The organism is Segatella copri (genome assembly GCF_019249655.2).
Classification (GTDB): domain Bacteria; phylum Bacteroidota; class Bacteroidia; order Bacteroidales; family Bacteroidaceae; genus Prevotella.
The window spans coordinates 3650945-3671968 of record NZ_CP137557.1 but is presented as its reverse complement, the minus strand read 5'-3'; the positions used below and the strand labels follow the sequence as shown (position 1 = coordinate 3671968).

At 47.7% G+C, this 21024-nt stretch carries 13 protein-coding genes and 2 tRNA genes; 4 read left to right on the top strand and 11 right to left on the bottom strand.

The features are described from left to right. Nucleotides 1–152: 152 nt before the first annotated feature. From KUA49_RS15015 to KUA49_RS14980, 8 genes are all read right to left on the bottom strand, one after another. Nucleotides 153–1367, bottom strand: coding sequence for an aminotransferase class V-fold PLP-dependent enzyme (locus KUA49_RS15015; protein ID WP_218413445.1), 1215 nt, complete (start codon nucleotides 1365–1367; stop codon nucleotides 153–155). Between the two features lie 36 nt (nucleotides 1368–1403). Further along, a complete protein-coding gene (sufD, locus tag KUA49_RS15010; RefSeq protein ID WP_218413446.1) occupies nucleotides 1404–2747 on the bottom strand; it encodes a Fe-S cluster assembly protein SufD in 1344 nt (447 codons plus the stop codon). 13 nt (nucleotides 2748–2760) lie between these two features. Continuing rightward, on the bottom strand, nucleotides 2761–3516 hold the full coding sequence (gene sufC, locus KUA49_RS15005) for a Fe-S cluster assembly ATPase SufC (protein WP_089544837.1): 756 nt from the start codon (nucleotides 3514–3516) through the stop codon (nucleotides 2761–2763). Nucleotides 3517–3559: 43 nt separating this feature from the next. Further along, complete coding sequence (sufB, locus tag KUA49_RS15000; RefSeq protein WP_022120773.1) at nucleotides 3560–5011, bottom strand: Fe-S cluster assembly protein SufB; 1452 nt, start codon at nucleotides 5009–5011, stop codon at nucleotides 3560–3562. Between the two features lie 93 nt (nucleotides 5012–5104). After that, entirely contained in the window at nucleotides 5105–8008 is a 2904-nt protein-coding gene (gene infB / locus KUA49_RS14995) for a translation initiation factor IF-2 (RefSeq protein WP_218413447.1), read from the bottom strand. A 65-nt stretch (nucleotides 8009–8073) separates the two neighbouring features. Further along, entirely contained in the window at nucleotides 8074–9336 is a 1263-nt protein-coding gene (nusA, locus tag KUA49_RS14990) for a transcription termination factor NusA (protein WP_203040613.1), read from the bottom strand. Between the two features lie 3 nt (nucleotides 9337–9339). Beyond that, nucleotides 9340–9807, bottom strand: a complete 468-nt coding sequence (gene rimP / locus KUA49_RS14985) for a ribosome assembly cofactor RimP (RefSeq protein ID WP_203040614.1) — start codon at nucleotides 9805–9807, stop codon at nucleotides 9340–9342. Between the two features lie 154 nt (nucleotides 9808–9961). Further along, a complete protein-coding gene (locus tag KUA49_RS14980; protein WP_218413448.1) occupies nucleotides 9962–11626 on the bottom strand; it encodes a S41 family peptidase in 1665 nt (554 codons plus the stop codon). A 273-nt stretch (nucleotides 11627–11899) separates the two neighbouring features. On the opposite strand from KUA49_RS14980, the gene KUA49_RS14975 reads away from it, so the two are divergent. Beyond that, nucleotides 11900–11973: transfer RNA gene (locus KUA49_RS14975), tRNA-Asn, on the top strand. 46 nt (nucleotides 11974–12019) lie between these two features. Then, a tRNA-Asn gene (locus tag KUA49_RS14970) sits at nucleotides 12020–12093 on the top strand. Between the two features lie 801 nt (nucleotides 12094–12894). On the opposite strand, the gene KUA49_RS14965 is transcribed toward KUA49_RS14970, so the two are convergent. From KUA49_RS14965 to pnp, 3 genes are all read right to left on the bottom strand, one after another. Further along, nucleotides 12895–13284 (bottom strand): helix-turn-helix domain-containing protein, encoded by a 390-nt coding sequence (locus KUA49_RS14965; protein ID WP_318331634.1) that lies wholly within the window; start codon nucleotides 13282–13284, stop codon nucleotides 12895–12897. Between the two features lie 261 nt (nucleotides 13285–13545). Beyond that, nucleotides 13546–15003, bottom strand: coding sequence for an IS1182 family transposase (locus KUA49_RS14960; protein WP_218413607.1), 1458 nt, complete (start codon nucleotides 15001–15003; stop codon nucleotides 13546–13548). 627 nt (nucleotides 15004–15630) lie between these two features. Next, nucleotides 15631–17943 carry a polyribonucleotide nucleotidyltransferase gene (pnp, locus tag KUA49_RS14955; protein WP_218412574.1) on the bottom strand — a complete coding sequence of 771 codons (2313 nt, stop codon included), beginning with the start codon at nucleotides 17941–17943 and terminating at the stop codon, nucleotides 15631–15633. Nucleotides 17944–18138: 195 nt separating this feature from the next. Here pnp and KUA49_RS14950 point away from each other — a divergent pair, with 195 nt between their 5' ends. Together KUA49_RS14950 and KUA49_RS14945 are read left to right on the top strand one after the other, a co-directional pair. Beyond that, entirely contained in the window at nucleotides 18139–19317 is a 1179-nt protein-coding gene (locus KUA49_RS14950; RefSeq protein WP_218412573.1) for a TlpA disulfide reductase family protein, read from the top strand. A 152-nt stretch (nucleotides 19318–19469) separates the two neighbouring features. Continuing rightward, nucleotides 19470–20927, top strand: a complete 1458-nt coding sequence (locus KUA49_RS14945) for a sialate O-acetylesterase (RefSeq protein WP_218412572.1) — start codon at nucleotides 19470–19472, stop codon at nucleotides 20925–20927. Nucleotides 20928–21024 lie beyond the last annotated feature (97 nt).

The following is a 21024-nucleotide window of genomic DNA, read 5'->3' as shown; positions in this document are numbered from 1 at the left end:
TTGTCGGTGCAAAGTTAGCCTTTTCATCGGGATTTGGCAATATATTATCGTACATTGGCATACATATCTATTCATATTGACAAGACCATGAACAAAAAAAGGTGTGCCAATCGGCACACCTTTATATTATATATAGTAAATGTTGTTGTTCTTTAGAACATCATAGCCACTCGCTTCACACCAGCAACCAGAGCATCTACTTCTTCCTTGGTATTGTACAAGGCGAAGCTGGCACGAACGGTACCGAGAATGCCATAATGGTCCATCAAAGGCTGAGCACAGTGATGACCGGTACGAACGGCTATGCCCAGGCGGTCGAGCAAGGTTCCCATATCCATGTGATGAATATCACCAACCAAGAAGCTGACAACGGCATCCTTGCCCTCCTGCTCACCAAAAAGCCTGATTCCATCGATGGTTCTCATCTGTTCCATGCAGTAACGGGTGAGTTCCTGCTCGTGCTTGGCAATGTTGTCCATACCGAGCGAAGAGACATAATCGATGGCTTTAGCCAAACCATGGGTAGCTACATAATCCGGAGTACCAGCCTCAAACTTGAAAGGCAACTTCTCGAAAGTGGTCTTCTCGAAGCTTACACTCTCGATCATTTCGCCACCTCCCTGGTAAGGAGGCAACTTCTCCAGCCATTCTTCCTTGCCGTAAAGCACGCCGATACCGGTAGGACCATAGATCTTATGACCGCTGAAAGCGAAGAAATCGCAATCCATGTCCTGTACATCCACAGCGAAATGAGGAGTACTCTGAGCGCCATCCACCATCACAGGCACACCGTGCTCATGGGCAATCTTTATCATCTCTTTCACCGGATTCACCGTACCCAGCACGTTGCTTACCTGAGCAATGCTCACGATTTTGGTGCGTTCGGTGAATAAATGGGCGAATTCATCGAGATTTATCTCACCTTTATCGTTGATTGGGATTACACGGATGGCGATTCCCTTCTTGGCAGCCTGCAACTGCCAAGGCACGATATTGGAATGATGCTCCATGGTAGAGATAATCACCTCGTCGCCTTCGCTCATAAAGGCATCGCAGAACGATGAAACCACGAGATTCAGACTCTCGGTAGTACCACGGGTAAAGATGATTTCCTCAACCTTCGGTGCATTGATAAACTTGCGCACAGTCTCGCGGGCTGCCTCATGAAGATCGGTTGCCTGCTGAGAGAGATAGTGCACACCACGATGCACATTGGCATTCACGTTGAGATACTCGTCGCGCATGGCATCGAGCACACACAATGGCTTCTGCGTGGTTGCCGCATTATCCAAATACACCAATGGCTTATCATATACCGTTCTCGATAAAATCGGGAAATCTGCTCTTACTTGATTGATATCATACATAGTTTTAAGAACTTTACTCCTTTAAAAGGATATTATCTACTTGCAAAGCTTGCAGCCCTCACACTTATTGAGCTCACCACGGAATCGCTTCTCTACGAGATGATGCAGGCGATCGCGCAATGGCTCCAGCTCCATCTTGTCGATGACTTCGTTGATAAATGCAAACTGAAGGAGCAACTTAGCCTCCTCACGGCTCACTCCACGCTGCTGCATATAGAACAATGCCGCATCGTTGAGCTGACCTACAGTACTTCCGTGCGCACACTTCACATCGTCGGCATAAATCTCCAGCATCGGCTGGGTGAACATGCGGGCAGTCTTCGTAGCACAGAGATTCTGGTTGGTTTCCTGCGAAGTAGTCTTCTGGGCACCATGACGAACCAATACTCTACCGGCAAAAGCACCACGTGCCTCACCATCGAGTACATACTTATAAAGTTCGTTGCTGGTACAATGACCCACCTGGTGGTCGATGAGCGTATTGTTATCTACCACCTGGTTCTTATCGGCAATCACACAACCATTGCAGAAGCACTCAGCTCCCTCGCCCTTGAACACGAGGTCGAGTCGGTTGCGGGTGATACCGTTATGAAGCGTGATGACGTTATGGTTTACACGGCTGTTAGCCTGCTGCTCAATGTAAACGTTGCTGACACGACGGTTCTTGTAATGAGTCTCCTCCAGACAATAGAGGTCGAGACTGGCATTCTCGCCAACATAAGCCTCGATTACCTGGGTAGCGAGGAAGTTCTTGTCATCGGCTGCATGGTCGCAGAAGAGGAGCTTGGCCTCAGCGCCCTGTTCCATCACGATGAGGACACGACGGTTTACCATCAAATCAACATCCGAACGAAGGATATTGATTACCTGAATGGTTCGCTCCACCTTCACGTTCTTTGGTACGTAGATCAACAAGCCATCCTGTGCCAGAAATGTATTCAATGCCGTGATGCCATCTTCATCGGTTTTGGCAATCTTGGCATAGTATTTCTCGATGAAATCGGGGTTTTCTGTAGCAATCTTGCTCAAAGAATCCACGATAACACCCTCTGGCAACTCCACCTTTGGCAATGCCTTGTTATAGAAAGCATCGTTCACCACGAAGTAGAGCGAAGTGCTCAGGTTAGGCACATCGCAGCGGAAAGCCTCGTATGGATCTACCGGAATTTCCAGACGGTTCAAGTTCAAGCCATAGTCTGGCTCGAAGATGGCACTCATATCTGTGTACTTGTATCTTTCTACCTTTCGGGAAGGGAAGCCCAGGCGACGGAAGTCCTCGAAGGCAGCATCGCGCACCGCATTGAGCACCTCAGCACTGTTCCTCTTGATCATTCTCGAAGAAGACTGATACAAGTCTAAATATTGATTTTCTGAAAGCATAGCCATCCTCCTATTATTTCTCATCTACTTCAGCCTTGATCCAGTCGTAACCACGAGCCTCAATCTCCTTGGCAAGTTCAGGACCGGCAGTCTTCACGATTCTACCCTTATAGAGTACGTGAACCACACTTGGCTTAATCATATCGAGCAGACGCTCATAGTGAGTAATGACGATGGCAGAAGTCTGGTCGGTATGCATCTTGTTCACACCGTCAGCCACGATACGCATAGCATCCACGTCGAGACCCGAGTCGGTTTCATCGAGAATAGAAAGCTTTGGCTCCAGCATCGCCATCTGGAAAATCTCGTTGCGCTTCTTCTCACCACCTGAGAATCCTTCGTTTACAGAACGGCGAGCCAACTTGCTGTCCAGTTCCACCAACTCGCGCTTCTCACGCATCAGCTTCATGAATTCGCTGGTGTTCAATGGTTCCAAACCCTGATACTCGCGCTTGGCATTGATAGCCGCACGCATGAAGTTGGTCATGGATACGCCAGGAATCTCCACTGGATACTGGAAAGAGAGGAACAAGCCTTCACGGGCACGGTCCTCTGGCTTCATATCCAGAAGGTTCTTGCCGTTGAAGATAGCCTCACCCTCGGTTACGGTATAGAGAGGGTTACCTGTGAGCACAGCGCTCAAGGTTGACTTACCGGAACCATTAGGTCCCATGATAGCATGTATCTCACCATCGTTGATGGTCAGGTTGATACCTTTCAATATTTCTTTGCCTGCAATAGTAGCATGCAGATTCTTTACCTCTAACATAATTTTAGTCTATTTTTATCGATTTCATCGAGAATAATGATGATTATCCTACGGTTCCTTCGAGTGAAACACTCAGGAGTTTCTGTGCCTCTACGGCAAACTCCATAGGCAACTTGTTGAGCACATCCTTGGCATAGCCGTTTACGATCAGACCGACAGCCTCCTCGGTAGGAATACCTCGCTGATTGCAATAGAAGAGCTGGTCTTCTGAAATCTTCGAGGTAGTTGCCTCATGCTCGAACACGGCTGTATCGTTATGGGCATCCATGTATGGGAAGGTATGCGCTCCGCAATCGCTGCCCAGCAACAAAGAGTCGCAGGAACTGTAGTTGCGGGCATTATCGGCATTGGATGTAGCACGAACCAGACCACGATAGGAGTTCTGGCTATGACCTGCCGAGATACCCTTAGAGATGATGGTACTCTTGGTGTTCTTACCCATGTGGATCATCTTGGTACCCGTATCAGCCTCCTGATAGTTGTTGGTAACAGCCACACTGTAGAACTCTGCCACAGAGTTGTCGCCACGCAAGATGCAGGAAGGATACTTCCAGGTAATCGCAGAACCCGTCTCTACCTGAGTCCAGCTCAACTTAGAGTTCACACCACGCAAGTCACCTCGCTTGGTTACCAGGTTCAGCACACCACCCTTACCATGTTCATCACCAGGATACCAGTTCTGAACGGTAGAGTACTTCACCTCTGCATTATCCTTGACAATAATCTCTACGATAGCTGCATGGAGCTGGTTCTCATCACGCATTGGCGCTGTACATCCCTCCAGGTAAGAAACGTAGGCATCATCATCGGCGATGATCAATGTACGCTCAAACTGACCGGTGTTACGGGCATTGATGCGGAAGTAACTGCTCAACTCCATCGGACAGCGGACGCCCTTAGGAATATAAACGAATGAGCCATCACTGAATACGCAACTGTTCAAGGCTGCATAGAAGTTATCACGATAAGGAACCACGGTTCCCAGATACTCTCTTACCAAATCAGGATGCTCTTTCACTGCCTCGCCGATACTGCAGAAGATGACGCCCTTCTCACGGAGTTTCTCCTTGAAGGTAGTCTTCACCGACACAGAGTCCATGATGGCATCCACGGCGGTGCCGCTCAAAGCCAGACGCTCCTCCAGAGGAATACCGAGCTTGTCGAATGTCTTCTCCAGCTCAGGATCAATCTCCTTGTTCTTCGGCTTCTTTGCCAAAGGATCGGCATAGTATGAAATCTCCTGGTAGTCAATAGGTGGCACGTGCACGTGTCCCCACTTTGGCTCCTTGAGCGTCTTCCAGTAATTGTAGGCTTTCAGACGAAATTCGAGCATCCAGTCTGGCTCTCCCTTCTTCTGCGAGATCAGGCGCACAACATCCTCGTTGAGACCCTTTTCTATGATTTCAGTATGTACATCGGTGGTAAAACCATACTCATATTTCTGGTCTATCACGTCCTTGACAACCTGATTCTGTTCTTTCTCTATTTCTGCCATTTTATTTAGAATAACCTTTCGTTATTTTAACCCTAAATAGGGATAAGCCGCTGAGGACTCATCCCTACCTTATTATATATAATATATGCTATATTACAATTTCTGCTCTACCTCGATTTCTGTGAAGGTCTCGATAATGTCGCCTTCCTGGATATCGTTGTAGTTGACGAGGCTCAAACCGCACTCCATACCGGTAACCACCTCCTTGACATCGTCCTTGTAACGCTTCAAGGCACCGATTTCTGCTGTACGGATGACGATACCGTCACGGATGACGCGAGCCTTATCCTTAGCGTGTACCTTACCCTCGGTAACGAGACCACCGGCAATAGTACCCACCTTGGAAATCTTGAAGGTCTGCTTCACCTCAACCTGACCGGTAACGATTTCCTTCTTCACCTTGTCGAGCATACCTACCATCGCGCTCTTGATATCGTCGATAGCATCGTAGATGATAGAGTATGTGTTGATTTCAACACCCTCACGGTCGGCAGCCTTGCGTGCATCAGCAGATGGACGAACCTGGAAACCAACGATGACAGCATCTGAAGCAGAAGCCAACATCACATCGTTCTCAGAAATCTGACCCACAGCCTTGTTGACTACGTTCACCTGAACCTTCTCGGTAGAAAGCTTGATGAATGAGTCGCTCAATGCCTCAACAGAACCGTCGGTATCACCCTTCACGATGACGTTCAACTCGTGGAACTCACCACGTGCGATACGGTGAGAAATATCACCCAAGGTCAAGCGCTTCTGAGTACGCAAGCCCTGCTCACGCTGCAACTGCTCACGCTTGTTGGCGATTTCGCGAGCCTCCTGCTCTGTCTCGATTACGTGGAACTGGTCACCTGCAGTAGGCGCACCGTTCAAACCGAGGATGATAGCTGGCTCAGCTGGAGCTGCTGACTTGATGTTGGCATTACGCTCATTGAACATCGCCTTGACACGGCCCCAAGAAGTTCCGGCGAGAACGATGTCGCCTACCTTCAAGGTACCGTTGGCAACCAATACGGTAGAAACGTATCCACGACCCTTGTCGAGAGAAGACTCGATGATGGTACCTGTTGCGCGACGGTTAGGGTTAGCCTTCAAGTCGAGCATATCAGCCTCAAGGAGCACCTTGTCGAGCAGATCGTGAACACCGATACCCTTCTTGGCACTGATTTCCTGGCACTGATACTTACCTCCCCACTCCTCAACGAGCAGGTTCATGTTAGCCAAGTCCTCACGGATACGGTCTGGGTTGGCACCTGGCTTATCAATCTTGTTGATTGCGAATACCATTGGCACACCGGCAGCCTGTGCATGGGCGATAGCCTCTTTGGTAGTAGGCATCACAGAGTCATCGGCTGCGATGATGATGATGGCGATATCGGTGGCCTGAGCACCACGGGCACGCATGGCGGTGAACGCCTCGTGACCTGGAGTATCCAGGAAGGTTACCTTGCGACCACTGTTCAGCGTAACACTGTATGCACCGATATGCTGGGTAATACCACCCGCCTCACCGGCAATCACATTGGTATTGCGGATATAGTCGAGCAAAGAGGTCTTACCGTGGTCTACGTGACCCATCACGGTTACGATTGGAGCACGTGGAACCAAGTCGTTCTCATCATCCTCTTCCTCGCTCACGGCCTCCTGAACCTCGGCACTCACGTATTCGGTCTTGAAACCGAACTCCTCAGCCACCATGTTGATGGTCTCTGCATCCAGACGCTGATTGATAGAAACCATGATACCTACACCCATCAGGGTAGAGATAACCTGAGTAACGCTGATGTCCATCATCGTAGCCAATTCGCTAACGGTAACGAACTCAGTGAGCTTCAGGGTCTTGCTTTCCTTCTGCTCCTGACGAGCCTGGTCCTGCAACTTCTCCTGAACAGCCTCACGCTTCTCCTTACGATACTTAGCACCCTTCTTGTTCTGGCTCTTGCTGGTCAAACGGGCGAGAGTCTCCTTTACCTGGCGTGCTACAGCCTCGTCGTCCACCTCAATCTGGCGCTGGTTGCCGCGGTTGTTGTTATTGCCCTTGTTATTATTGTTATTATTTCTGTTCTTGTTTCTGTTCTTCTTGTTGCCACCATTGTTGCCATTATTGCCCTTATTATTCTGGCCGTTACCGTCGCCATTGTTCTTAGCTTCGGCATTGATGTCAACACGCTCCTTGTTGATACGAACACGCTTCTTGCGATCGTTGTGCTGCTGAGCCAATTTCTCCTCACGCTCCTTGCGTCTCTCCTCCTTCGACTTTTTCTTAGGACGAGTACTCTGGTTGAGAGAAGAGAGGTCAATCTTACCCAACACCTTAGGCTCATTGGCAGAGAACTTCTTCTCACTCTTAAGTGTGAATACACTTGAAGCCTGACTGCCAGCAGCAGTATTCTGCTGTGACTTCTGCTCAGCATTCTGGTGCTGAGCGTTTCCATTCTGTTTACCCTGTGCAGCATTCTTATGACCCTTGGAGTCATTCATCTTTGGCTGCTGTGATTTTTGCTGATTCTCTTGTTTCATCTGTTGTTTTTGCTGAGAGCCCTGTTGATGAGGTCTCTGATCATGTTTTGGCTCAGCCTTACGAGCTTCTTTTACTGGCGCGTGACTGACGGCAGCAGTCTCGTGCTTAGGTTTCTCTGACTTATGGGCAGCAGACTCTGCAGAGTTTCCCTTGCCGATGCTATCCAAGTCAATCTTACCCAGCGGCTTGAACTGCTGCTGCTTGCTTGACTCCAACGAGTTTTCGGCATGAAGGTCGTCCTGCTCTTGTGCACGCTTCTTATCCTTGCCCTTTTTGGAAAAGAGTTTCTCGGCCTGATCGCGAACCTCCTTATCATGACTGAAGGCATTAGTCAATGCCTGATACTGCTGGTCGCTGAGTTTGAAGCTCGGTTCGGCCTTGACCTCTCCCAGGTCTTTCTTTCGTTCTAGGAATTCAACTGCCGTCTGAAGTCCTATATTCAATTCACGTAGTGCTTTGTGTAATCTGATGCTCATATATATATTTTAATCTCCTATTTTTAAAGTTTGATTCCCCTGTAGCACCCGCCAGCAAGGGAAAATTATTGTTCGAATTCAGCTCGCAATACCTTGAGAACGTTATCAACGGTCTCCTCCTCAAGGTCAGCCTTCTCTACAATCATGTCGCGTGGTGCGTTGAGCACCTGCTTGGCTGTATCGTAGCCGATACCCTTGATAGCATCGATAACCCACTGGTCGATCTCGTCAGAGAACTCATCCAGGTAGATATCCTCATCAGCCTCATTCTCGCCCACCTCGCGGAACACATCGATGGTGTATTCTGTAAGCATAGAAGCCAGCTTGATGTTCATACCGCCACGACCGATGGCCAGGCTTACCTCCTCTGGCTTCAGGAACACCTCAGCCTTCTTGTTCTCCTCGTCGATGGTGACAGAGGTGATAGAAGCAGGAGCCAGGGCACGCTGGATGAACAGCTTGGTATTGGCGCTGTAGTTGATGACGTCGAGGTTCTCGTTGCAGAGCTCACGAACGATACCGTGAACACGGCTACCCTTTACACCTACGCAGGCACCTACTGGATCGATGCGCTCGTCGAAGCTCTCCACTGCAATCTTGGCACGCTCTCCCGGAAGACGGGCGATGCGACGGATGGCTACCAGACCCTCTGCTATCTCAGGAACCTCTGCCTCCAGCAGACGCTGCAGGAAGATAGGCGCTGTACGGCTCAGGATAATCTTAGGGTTGTTGTTGTCGTTGTCAACACGGAGGATGACGGCACGCACTGTCTCACCCTTGCGATAGTTGTCGCCAGGAATCTGCTCTGTCTTAGGCAACATCAACTCGTTGTTCTCGTCGTCAACGATAAGCACCTCGCGCTTCCATACCTGGTAAACCTCACCAGAGATTACCTGACCCACGCGATCCTTGTACTTATTATAGAGAGAGTCATGCTCAAGCTCAAGAATCTTAGAAGCCAATGTCTGGCGAAGGGTCAGGATAGCACGGCGGCCGAACTTGTTGAAGTCAACCTTCTCGCTCACATCCTCGCCTACCTCGTAGTCTGGCTCAATCTTCTGAGCTTCGGAAAGGGCGATTTCCTTGTTCTCATCCTCTACCTCACCATCGGCAACAACTACACGGTTGCGATAAATCTCGAAGTCACCCTTGTCTGGGTTCACGATAACATCGAAGTTTTCGTCACTACCGAAAATCTTAGCAAGCACGTTGCGGAAACTTTCCTCCAACACACTTACCAAAGTAGTACGGTCGATATTCTTGGTTTCTTTAAACTCGCGGAATGTATCAATCATACTCGCAGTTAATTCTTGCTCTTTTTTAGCCATAGCTTATTTGAAACTGATTATATATTTTGTATATTTTACTTTATCCATCTGGTAAACGTGGTCCACTTCCATCTTTACAGGACGCTTCTTACCTTCAACCTTTACCTTTTCTTCCACGCCAACTGTGAAGTCGTTACCGTCCACAGCCTTCAAGATGCCCTTTACCTTGATGCCATCTGCATCGAGCACCTCTACCTCCTTGCCTACGAAGTTGATATACTGCTGTGGAACCTTGAATGGCTGACCGAGACCTGCGGATCCTACCTCCAGCTCATAGTCCTCGTCATCACGACTCAAGCGTTCTTCAATATATCTACTCAAAGCCACACAATCCTCAATCCATACACCGTCAGCGTGGTCAATCTCGACTACGATGCGATTGTCCGGACTGATTTCAATGTCTACCAGGAAATATTCCTGATCCTGGAGCCATTCATCAACTAATTTTTTTACGACGTTTTTATCAATCATATATACCTATTTAAAATAAAATGAGGAACTCTTGCGAGCCCCTCATTCCACTGAACGGTGCAAAATTACGAATATTTTTGAGAATATCCAAAGATTTCCCCGTTTTTTTCTTCATAACCTGCGCATTTTTAGGTAATTGTGCAGAATTTAGCACTTATTTCTTTGCCGGACGCAATATTTTGCTGTATTCTTCAGGTGAATTCAGCAACTTTACAGCTTCCTTAATCTGCTTGTCATAACGCAGAGAGTTCTGGATGGCACCAGCCTGGAAATAATAGGCTGCAACAATCTCATTTTCCAACAGTTGCTTGATATACTCCTTGTTGTAATCCAGGTCTTTCGCCACATTGTGGCTCAGCTTCTTCTTCAAAGCCTCAAACTCCGGTTTGGCATCATCGTAATATCCCTCGAACTTGGCGAGTTTCTCCAAGTCCTTCAGATATTTCTCGGTCTCTCGGTCGTATTTGAAATCCGCCTTCAGCACTCTTGCCTTGAACTCATCGTAGTCGGCATCGGTAAGGGCGAAATCCTTGGCAGGGGCGATGGTAGGATGCTTGGCGATGTAATCCACTTCGTAGTTGAGCATCACCTCGTTGCTATCTCTTGCGCCCGCCAGATAGAAGGCGATGTTAGGAAGCGAGTCAGGCTTCACCTCAACATCCGGCTTCACGCCGCCGCCATCACGCACCTCTCTTCCATTGGCGGTATAGAACACCTTGGTCAGGGAATCAGGCACATGCTCCACATAGCCTCCCTTGGAATGCTTGTAGTTGAGCGCCTGCACGCATCTTCCGCTCGGAATATAGTATTTGGCTGTGGTCAGCTTCATCAGTCCGTTGTAAGGCAGGTCCATCGTGGTCTGCACCAGTCCCTTGCCATACGTGCGCGTACCTAATATAATAGCACGGTCATAGTCCTGCAAACTGCCGCTCATAATCTCGCTGGCGCTGGCAGAATTTCCATTCACGAGCACCACCATCGGCATTACGGAGTCTACAGGCTCCACGCTGGTCTTGTATTCCTTGTTGGAACGCTGCAGCTTGCCCTGCATCTTCAGCACGGTCTTTCCCTTTGGCAGGAACATGTTGATGATGCTCACCGCCTCGCTCACCGAACCGCCGCCATTGTTGCGGAGGTCGAACACCAAGCCCTTGGCACCCTGTTTTTTCAGGTCGATGAATGCACGGCGCACGTCCTTGGCGCAATTGTCGGTAAAGGAATTGAAGTTGATGTATCCGAATCCGCCCTCCAGCATACCGTAATATGGGAGGAACGGCATCTGGATGGTACGGCGGGTTATCTTCATCTTCAGAGTCTTGCCCGTACTTGGCCGTTTCACCTTAATGATAAAGGATGTACCCGGGTCACCACGAAGATGATCGCTCACATAAGCCACGTCTTTATTGGTCATATCTTCATTGTCGATGCTGAGGATGATGTCTCCCTTCTTCAATCCCACTTCGGCAGCAGGCATATTCTCGTATGGCTCGCTGATGCAGACACGCTGCAACTGGAAATTGTAGCGCACCACGGCACCCACACCGGCATATTTACCGGTGAGCATATTCTTCAGTTCGTTGACTTTCTCCTCTGGATAGTAAGTGGTATAAGGGTCCAGACTACCCAACATAGCCTTGATACCATTGCCCACCACCTCTTCGGCATCGAGCGTATCCACGTACATGAGGTCCAGATTCTTGTAGATGGAGTTGAATATATCCATATTCTTCGCCGTCTTGAAATCATGATCTCTATCTATCTGTGCAAAAGCAGGTGCTGCGAGCAGCACCATGAGCAACGAAATCAATACTTTTTTCATGCTTATCTTTATCATCATTAATTATTTCTCATTTCTTTCTCCCCATCATCGGTTTAGAGGATAATCCGAGCGGGGTTGTAATTCGCCCACAAAATTACTCATTTCTTTGCTAAAACTACCATTTTTAGTCTAAAAAAGTGGCTCTAAGCCCCCAAAAATGCACTTTTTTGAAGAAAAAGCAAAAAAAGTTGGGGAAAAATTTGGCAGAATGGAGAAAAGTTAGTACTTTTGCACACGCAAATAAGGAACGTCATGTTTCTGCAATGCAAAAATGCTTCAATAGCTCAGTTGGTTAGAGCACCTGACTGTTAATCAGGGGGTCGTTGGTTCAAGCCCATCTTGAAGCGCAAACGATGATTTTGTTTCATCACTCATTTTATTAAAGTTAAAAATGCTTCAATAGCTCAGTTGGTTAGAGCACCTGACTGTTAATCAGGGGGTCGTTGGTTCAAGCCCATCTTGAAGCGCAAAAGATAAAGCCTTGCAAGCAATCACTTGCAAGGCTCTTTTGTTTTTATACATTTCAAAGTTGCACCCTATTTGCACCCATAATCCATAGACCTCCATTTCACCTGCCCCATTGCAGAATCTTCAACATGTAATTCTGCAAAACGGAGGATTTGCGGCTCAGGAGAGATTGTCCGTGGATAGACAATCTCTCCTGAGCCAATTTTATTTGTATCCATTTAAACTTTCGCTCTTAATTACGCTCGTAATTACAAGCAATTTAAGAGCGACGCAATTCTTGATTTTCAAGCACTTACAATCAAGAGCAAAACTTTTTCGCTCGTAATTCGCTCGTAGTTCGCTCTTAATTCGCTCTTATTTTACGAGCGACCAATTTGAGACGTTTCTTCACATGGATTTTCCCTTCCTTTCTTAAGGAAGCCAGCAAGTTAGTCATCCGCTAGGCGTCCCGGCGGATTTGCAATCCGCCGTAAAAAAGGTTCGACCTATTAAAACCGGGGGATTTGTAATCCCCCAACAAAAGGAAAAAGCACACTCCTTTGCTGCGGATTGCAAATCCGCAGAACCTAAATAGGTTAGGACATTTTTTGACGCCGGATTACAAATCCGGCGGGACGCCTAGCGGGAATATATTTAGCCTTAAGGCAAAAAATATATGAGGGTGTGCCATGGACTTATGACACATTGCTTGCCGTAGGATTTTCCGGGTTGGTCATCTGCAAATATCCGGCTACAACAAAAAGTATCATGGTCTTCGGCAAAAGTGTCATGGTCGGTGCCTGAGTGTCTAAGTCCGGTGTCTAAGTTGGTGTCAGAGTGTCTAAGTTGGTGTCTGAGTGTCTAAGTCTAGTATCTAAGTCTTCGACTTGGTTACTTTTTCCATGGACTTCGTTACCAACTTGGTCACTTTTTTCCTCGACTTGGTTACTTTTCCACTCGACTTGGGTACCTACTTGGTTACTTTCTTCTCTCCAAACCATAATGACAAATTCCTGTGCCTTGTCATTATTCATAAACGTGGCATTGGTTTCTCCGGTCTTATCCTTTATATCAACTACCAACTTGCCACCATGTGAATTACTGAACGCCACTAACTCACAGGCAATATCATATTTGTCGAGAATGCGTTCCTTGAACTGCACCCCCGACACCTCGCCAGCGTTTATTTGTTTCAATATATCGTCCATCATTCTTAGATATACATTATTGAAGTTTCGCAAGTGGTTCAAGTACGGGCTGAAGGCCCAAAAGCTCCTAGCCCAGGGAGGGCACTGAAAAAGGTACCCAATTTTAAGTTGCATAGCTTGTTTTTGAACTTTAATTCTTGTCCAAGAAGCATTTCATCTTTTAAAAGTGGAATACTTTTTTGGACAGGAATATAGCCCCAAATAGCTTTCTATAGCCTTTCTGGCGCTTAATTCGGCAATATATAGAGGAATCTACTTCCCCCCTTATGCATTTTGCATCAATTTGATGATTCTTTTCACATTTGCAGCGAAAATAGTCAAAGCACCCTGCATTTCCATGCACGACAAACCGTATGACAGGGCTCTGTCATATCCTAAGACATTCTTAAGTTCGGAGTTCTTGGCTTCTATCTTGTATCGTTTCCTCTGAAGATTTATAAACTCTTCTGTTTTTTGATATTCGATTTGCTCCAACTGTTCATCCGATTTGATGGTAACCGCATATGTTTTTGTCTTGGCTCCTTCCTTGTAGCAACCTTCACGCAATGGACAGACCTTGCATTTGTCCACATCAAAATAATAGGTAATGCTGGAGTTTCTGTGACGCTTGTCATTTTTGCGATTATTCATCTCTTTCCATTTCGCCAGATGCCCTGCTGGGCAGACGTACAGATCTGCATCCTTGTTGTATTCAAAAGGGAGTTTGTTTGTTCGATTACCGTCAATTACAGAGCTTAAACGAGCAGAGAGGCGCATATTGTTTTCCTTTGCCATTTTGAGATTCTCCTTGCTGGAATATGCCTTATCTGCTACTATGGAATCAACTTCCATTCCTGCTTCCTCTGTCTTTTTTATCAATTCCGGCAATTGCTGTCCATCACCCTTCTCGCCGGAGGTGACGGTAGCTGCGGTGATAATTCTCTCATCGCTCATAGCTATATGCGTCTTATAGCCAAAGAATGAAGAATGCGCTGTTTTATGTCCTGTACGGGCATCTTCATCTTTTGATATTACGCCTCGGGTCTCTGCATCGGAAATGGTTTCTTTCAGCATGTTAAGACGTTCCTTGACTGCAGGCATATTGGCAGTTGCAGCGTCAGCTTCTACTGTTGCAACTATTGTTTTGGCAGCAGTCATGATAGAAGAATACTTCTTTTCTTTTGGAAGCTCAGGCAATTCCATGCTGTCATCTACAGAATCAACGACCTTGATTACGTCCTTGCAATAATACTCCAAACTCTTTGCTGCACTGATAGGGTTGGAACGAGAATGCGTATGGGTTGCATCAACAATGATGGTTCTAGACTTGAGGACACCAGCTTCTATAGCAATAGAAACAGTCTTCTTGATGAGAAGATCCAACAGGTCCATATCCTTCAGGCGAAGTCGACGGAATTTGGTCAAGGAACTAGGATTAATCAGATTAGTCTCCTCAGGAGTTAATCCCAAGAAGTACTTAAACGACATATCATAGCGAGTACGTTCAACAACATCAACATCCGATATGTTATAGATTACCTTTAAAAGAAGATACTTAAACATACGGATAGGACTCTCTGCTGTACGACCATTGTCATGACAATACTTGTCCTGCAATTCCTGGTATACGAAACTAAAGTCCACCAGGTCAGTAATCTGGCGGAGCAGGTTGTCTTTTGGGATAATCAAGTCATACAAACTTGAATAATCACTGAATGATATGGTCTGTTGTTGCTCTAGCATAATCCTTGTATTTTCCTACAAAGATACAAAAAATATTGCACATATGCAACTTTTGGGTACACTATTTCAAAGATCGAATGTTAAACTAACATAACCAATGAAGGGACTTTTTCAGTGCCCTCCCTGGGCTAGGAGCTTCTGCCCTTTCAGGGCGTGTGGAGCTCACTTGCGAAACTTGAGTAAAAGGTATGTAGTCGTACGACTAAGAGATATATACTCGTACGACTAAGAGGTATATGACCGTACGGCTAAGAGGTGTACACTCGTACAACTAAGTAGGTTGTAGTTGTACGATTAGAAGGTGTTGCCACTAGGCTCGGCAGAGCTGCTGACTGCAGTCAGCAGACATGCTGACTAGGCTCAGCACGTCTGATGAGCCTAGTAGCAACATTCAAGAAGCTATATACTAGCACCCCAGAAGTTATATACTCAAACCTCAGAAGTTATATACTTGCACCACAAAAGTTATATACTTGCACCCCCCAAAGAAGCATCCACGCCCTGCAAAGGCAGCGTTTTTGTTTCCTTAAGGAAACATTTTCATAGGGTTCAGATAAAAAAAACGGGTGCATTCCGCTTGTTCGGCGAAATGCACCCATCTATTTATTTATGTATTTAATACTCGGATTAATCTACGTCGTTGTTGTGATCCAAAGAATCATTGAAGTCCTTTGGAGCATTCTCGTTGCGATGGTCACGACGTGGCTGACGAGCTGGACGCTCACCACGACCCTCATGACGATCGTCACGACGACCACGACGCTCACCACGCTCTGGACGTGGACGACGCTCACGCTCTACGTAACCCTCTGGCTTCTCCATCAACACACGGTGAGAGAGCTTGTACTTGCCAGTCTTAGGATCAATCTCCATCAACTTCACCTTGATCTTGTCGCCTTCCTTGATGCCAGCCTCTTCAACTGTCTCAAGACGCTTCCAGTCAATCTCAGAGATGTGGAGCAAACCATCCTTACCAGGGAGAATCTCTACGAAGCAACCGTAAGGCATGATAGAACGAACAGTACCCTCGTAAACCTCACCAACCTCAGGAACAGCTACGATAGCCTTGATCTTAGCCAAAGCTGCATCGATAGAATCCTTGTTAGGAGCAGATACCTGTACGTGACCCTTACCATCAGTCTCCTCGATAGTGATAGTAGCACCAGTATCCTCCTGCATCTGCTGGATAATCTTACCACCAGGGCCGATGACAGCACCGATGAACTCCTTAGGAATATCGAATGCTACGATACGTGGAACCTGTGGCTTCATCTCAGCACGTGGCTCAGAGATAGTCTCCATCATGCAGTTGAGGATGTGCTCACGACCAGCCTTAGCCTGCATCAAAGCCTCCTCAAGAATCTCGAAGCTCAAACCGTCGCACTTGATATCCATCTGTGTAGCGGTCAAACCATCGCGGGTACCTGTGGTCTTGAAGTCCATATCACCCAAGTGGTCCTCATCACCGAGGATATCGCTGAGGATAGCATACTTGTCCTCACCTGGGTTCTTGATAAGACCCATAGCGATACCAGAAACTGGCTTCTTCATAGGAACACCTGCATCCATCAGGGCGAGAGTACCGGCACAAACAGTAGCCATAGAAGAAGAACCGTTAGACTCCAAGATCTGGCTTACCAAACGTACTGTGTAAGGGAAGTCTGCAGGAATCTGACCCTTCAAACCACGCCATGCCAAGTGACCGTGACCAATCTCACGACGGCCTACGCCGCGCTGAGCCTTAGCCTCACCTGTAGAGAATGGAGGGAAGTTATAGTGAAGGAGGAAGCGCTGGTAGCTCTTCTCGAGCACACCGTCGATAAGCTTCTCATCCATCTTTGTACCAAGAGTACATGTAGAGAGAGACATGGTCTCACCACGCTGGAAGATAGCGCTTCCGTGAGGCATTGGGAGTGGAGAAACCTCGCACCAAATAGGGCGGATTTCTGTAGTAGCACGGCCATCAAGGCGCAAGCCCTCGTCGAGGATGCAACGGCGCATAGCATCGCGCATTACGTCATCATAGTAACGGGTAGCCTCAGCGTGCTTCTCCTCCAAGTCTTCCTCAGAAAGATCGGTATGAGCAGCGTCATACTTCTCAAGGAAGTCAGCCAAAACCTTGTCGAAAGCATCCTGACGTGCATGCTTCTCCAAAGCCTGGTGGTTGATATCGTAAGCTGGCTTGTAAAGCTCAGTCTTGATCTGCTCACGGAGTTCCTCGTCGTTGATTTCATGGTCGTACTCACGCTTCACGTCAGTACCCTTCTCCTTAGCCAACTCATACTGGAGCTCGCACATAGGCTTGATAGCCTCGGCAGCCACCTTGAGGGCACCAATGAGATCCTGCTCAGAAACCTCCTTCATCTCACCTTCTACCATCATGATATTGTCCTTGGTAGCACCAACCATGATATCCATGTCAGCCTCTTCCATCTGCTGGAATGTAGGGTTAACAACATACTCACCATTGATACGAGCTACACGAACCTCAGAGATATAGTACTCGAAAGGAATATCTGAACAAGCCATGGCAGCTGAAGCAGCGAAACCTGCGAGGGCATCTGGCTGATCAACACCATCGGCTGAGAGCAACATTACCTGTACGTAAACTTCTGCATGGTAGTTAGAAGGGAAAAGTGGACGCAGAGCACGGTCCACGAGGCGAGAGGTAAGGATCTCCTCATCGCTAGCCTTGCCTTCGCGCTTGGTGAAACCACCAGGGAAACGACCAGCAGCACTGTACTGCTCACGGTAATCTACTTGCAAAGGCATGAAATCTGTACCCGGAACTGCATCCTTTGCTGCACAAACAGTTGCGAGAAGTACTGTGTTACCCATGCGGAGAACCGCAGCACCATCAGCCTGTTTTGCAACTTTTCCGGTCTCAATTGTGATGGTTCTTCCATCAGGCAACTGAACACTTTTTGTAATTACGTTCATCGAAAATTAAAAAACTTATTGTTTTGTCTAACATCTAAATATATAAAACGCTGCAAAGATACCTTTTTAATTATTAATAAACGAATATTTCGGCCACTTTTTTCTACTTTTTTAATTATTTTATCTATCTAAGGCGTATTATTCACAATTTTATTGCTACCTTTGCAGTCGATAATTTTGCAAAATATAAATTCAATGAAGATATCTAAAATCTATTCAGCCGCAGTGATCATGGTAGCTGCGCTGGCTTTTACGTCTTGTAACAACAAGAAATTTCATATCAATGGTAACATTACCGAAGCCACAGACTCGATGCTCTATCTGGAGAACCTGAGCCTGAACGGACCTGTGAAAATCGACTCTGTGAAGCTGGGAGAAGACGGTGCGTTCGCCTTCGACGAGAACGCCATGGATTCCATCACCCCTGAGTTCTACCGCCTCCGCATCGCCAACCAGAGCATCAACCTCAGCATCGACTCTACGGAGACCGTCAAGGTGAAGGCATCCTATCCTCAGATGAGCTATAAATATGAGGTGGAGGGTTCGGAGAACTGCAGCAAGATCAAGGAGCTTTCGATTAAGCAGATGATTCTGCAGAACAACATCAACGCCATCACCAAGAGCCCCAACATGGGCATCGACTCGGTGGATGTCATCGTAGCCCGCATGCTCGATGGCTACAAGCAGGACATCAAGGTGAACTACATCTTCAAGGAGCCGATGAAGGCTTCTTCCTACTACGCCCTTTTCCAGACCATCCAGTTGGGCAACGTGAACTCGCTCATCTTCAATCCCCGCAACAACAAGGATGATGTAAGAGTGTTTGCTGCCGTGGCTACCAGTTGGGACACCTACTATCCTGGCGCCGAGCGTGGCAAGAACCTGCACAACATCGCCATCGAGGGCATGAAGGATATCCGCATCATCGAGAACCAGCGTGCACAGCAGCAGATTGATGCCAGCAAGGTGAGCGTAAACGGCTGCATCGACCTCGCCATGGAGGACAGCAAGGGACAGGTTCGCCGTCTCACCGACCTGAAGGGCAAGGTGGTACTGCTCGACTTCCATCTCTTCGCCAGCAGCGAGAGCACCAAGCGTATCATGATGCTCCGTGAACTCTACAACAAGTATCACGCAGCAGGCTTGGAAATCTATCAGGTTTCCGTAGACCCTAACGAGCACTTCTGGAAGACATCCACCGCAGCACTGCCTTGGATCTGCGTACGCGACGAGGGTGGCATCCAGGGACAGAGCCTGCAATTATATAATGTACAGAACATCCCTACCTTCTTCCTCATCGACCGCAGCAACACGTTGAAGGCGCGCGATGCTCAGATCAAGGACTTGGACGAAGCTATCAAGAACTTACTGTAAAAAGGTAGGAGAAAGAAATATTATAATAAGTTAGGAGTAAGAATTCAGGAACCAGGAGTTTTCCGGTTCCTGACTTTTTGCTTCACAACATTTATACCACATGATTCTAAAACGAAAGTAATCAAACATCAATAAACTTTAAACACTAAAAAATGAACAAGAAATTTTTAGCATTGGCAGCCATAGCTCTCATAGCAACAGGAGCGCAGGCTAAGGTAAAGTTGCCACACATTCTGGGTGACAACATGATTATCCAGCAGGATTCAGAAGCCAACCTCTGGGGTTGGGACAAGCCGGGAACCACCGTCAAGGTAACCACTTCCTGGTCATCAAGAACCTATTCTGCCCAGACGGGCAAGGACGGCAAATGGGCTGTCAAGGTTTTTACCCCGAAGGCTAGCTACACCCCACTCTCCATCACCTTCGACGATGGCGAGAAGACCGTTCTCAACAATGTGCTTGCAGGAGAAGTATGGGTCTGCGCCGGACAGAGCAACATGGAGATGCCGGTGAAAGGATTCGGCAACTGCCCTGTGAAAGGCTACAACAAGGCTGTATTGACAGCCAACCAGTATAAAGGCGTTCACTACGTGAAGATTCCTAGCGTGATGAGCAGCAAACCGCTTAACGACGCCAACTGCGAATGGAAGGTAATCAGCCCGGAAACCGTGGGCGATGCTTCTGCCACCGGCTATTTCTTTGCACAGGTGGTAAACAAGGCACTGAATGTGCCTGTGGGACTGGTGATGGCAAACAAGGGCGGAAGCCGAGTAGAGAGCTGGCTAGACCGTGACTATCTGAAGAAGAACACGAAGGAAGACCTCGACTCCATCAAGATGACGAAGAATCCTAAGTTCAAGTGGGATTTCCTCTACCCTCTTCTCTGGGGCAACGGAACCTTCCATCCTATCCTCAACTATAGCGTAAAGGGAATTCTCTTCTACCAGGGCTGCTCCAACGTGGGCGACCCGGCAGGTCAATACACCCAGCGCCTTGCCGACCTCGTAGCCCAATGGCGCAGAGACTTCAAGCAGGGCGAACTGCCATTCTATTTCGTGCAGATTGCACCTTATCATAATGGCGACGTGAATGGTGACTGGGGTCCAAGACTCCGCGAGCAGCAGTTTAACGCCGCCAAGGTGATTCCTAACAGCGGCATCGTGTGCACCGAAGACCTGGTTTACCCATACGAGGTAGAGCAGATTCATCCATGCCAGAAGCAGCCTGTGGGCGAGCGCCTTGCCCTGCAGGCCCTGAGCAAGACCTATGGCATGAAGGGACTCTTCTGTGAGAGCATGACCTTCAAGGAGATGAAGATTGTAGGCGACACCGTGAAGGTTCACTTCGACAACACCTACGGAGCCTACAACCGCTTTGAAGGCATCAAGGGCTTCGAGGTAGCCGGCGAGGACAAGGTGTTCCACCCTGCCACAGCCAAGCATTTCTGGCAGGAAGGCGGCAACGACGGATGGAACGAGTGCATCATCGTAACCAGCCCAGAGGTAAAGAAGCCAGTAGCTTTGCGCTATTGCTTCCGCAACTTCCAGCTCGGCAACATGGCGAATGCAGGCGGTCTGCCTCTCTTCCCATTCCGCACAGACAATTGGTAATCATCAAAATATCAACAGCGGTCGATCTTTGCCTGAATCAAAGACCGGCCGCTTTTCGATAATGACATGATGATAATTCCTTTTCCATTATACATTA

Coding starts and splice junctions, on each gene's coding strand:
- KUA49_RS15015 (WP_218413445.1), bottom strand. CDS start 1,367: ATGTATGATATCAATCAAGTAAGAGCAGATTTCCCGATTTTATCGAGA.
- sufD (WP_218413446.1), bottom strand. CDS start 2,747: ATGCTTTCAGAAAATCAATATTTAGACTTGTATCAGTCTTCTTCGAGA.
- sufC (WP_089544837.1), bottom strand. CDS start 3,516: ATGTTAGAGGTAAAGAATCTGCATGCTACTATTGCAGGCAAAGAAATA.
- sufB (WP_022120773.1), bottom strand. CDS start 5,011: ATGGCAGAAATAGAGAAAGAACAGAATCAGGTTGTCAAGGACGTGATA.
- infB (WP_218413447.1), bottom strand. CDS start 8,008: ATGAGCATCAGATTACACAAAGCACTACGTGAATTGAATATAGGACTT.
- nusA (WP_203040613.1), bottom strand. CDS start 9,336: ATGGCTAAAAAAGAGCAAGAATTAACTGCGAGTATGATTGATACATTC.
- rimP (WP_203040614.1), bottom strand. CDS start 9,807: ATGATTGATAAAAACGTCGTAAAAAAATTAGTTGATGAATGGCTCCAG.
- KUA49_RS14980 (WP_218413448.1), bottom strand. CDS start 11,626: ATGAAAAAAGTATTGATTTCGTTGCTCATGGTGCTGCTCGCAGCACCT.
- KUA49_RS14965 (WP_318331634.1), bottom strand. CDS start 13,284: ATGATGGACGATATATTGAAACAAATAAACGCTGGCGAGGTGTCGGGG.
- KUA49_RS14960 (WP_218413607.1), bottom strand. CDS start 15,003: ATGCTAGAGCAACAACAGACCATATCATTCAGTGATTATTCAAGTTTG.
- pnp (WP_218412574.1), bottom strand. CDS start 17,943: ATGAACGTAATTACAAAAAGTGTTCAGTTGCCTGATGGAAGAACCATC.
- KUA49_RS14950 (WP_218412573.1), top strand. CDS start 18,139: ATGAAGATATCTAAAATCTATTCAGCCGCAGTGATCATGGTAGCTGCG.
- KUA49_RS14945 (WP_218412572.1), top strand. CDS start 19,470: ATGAACAAGAAATTTTTAGCATTGGCAGCCATAGCTCTCATAGCAACA.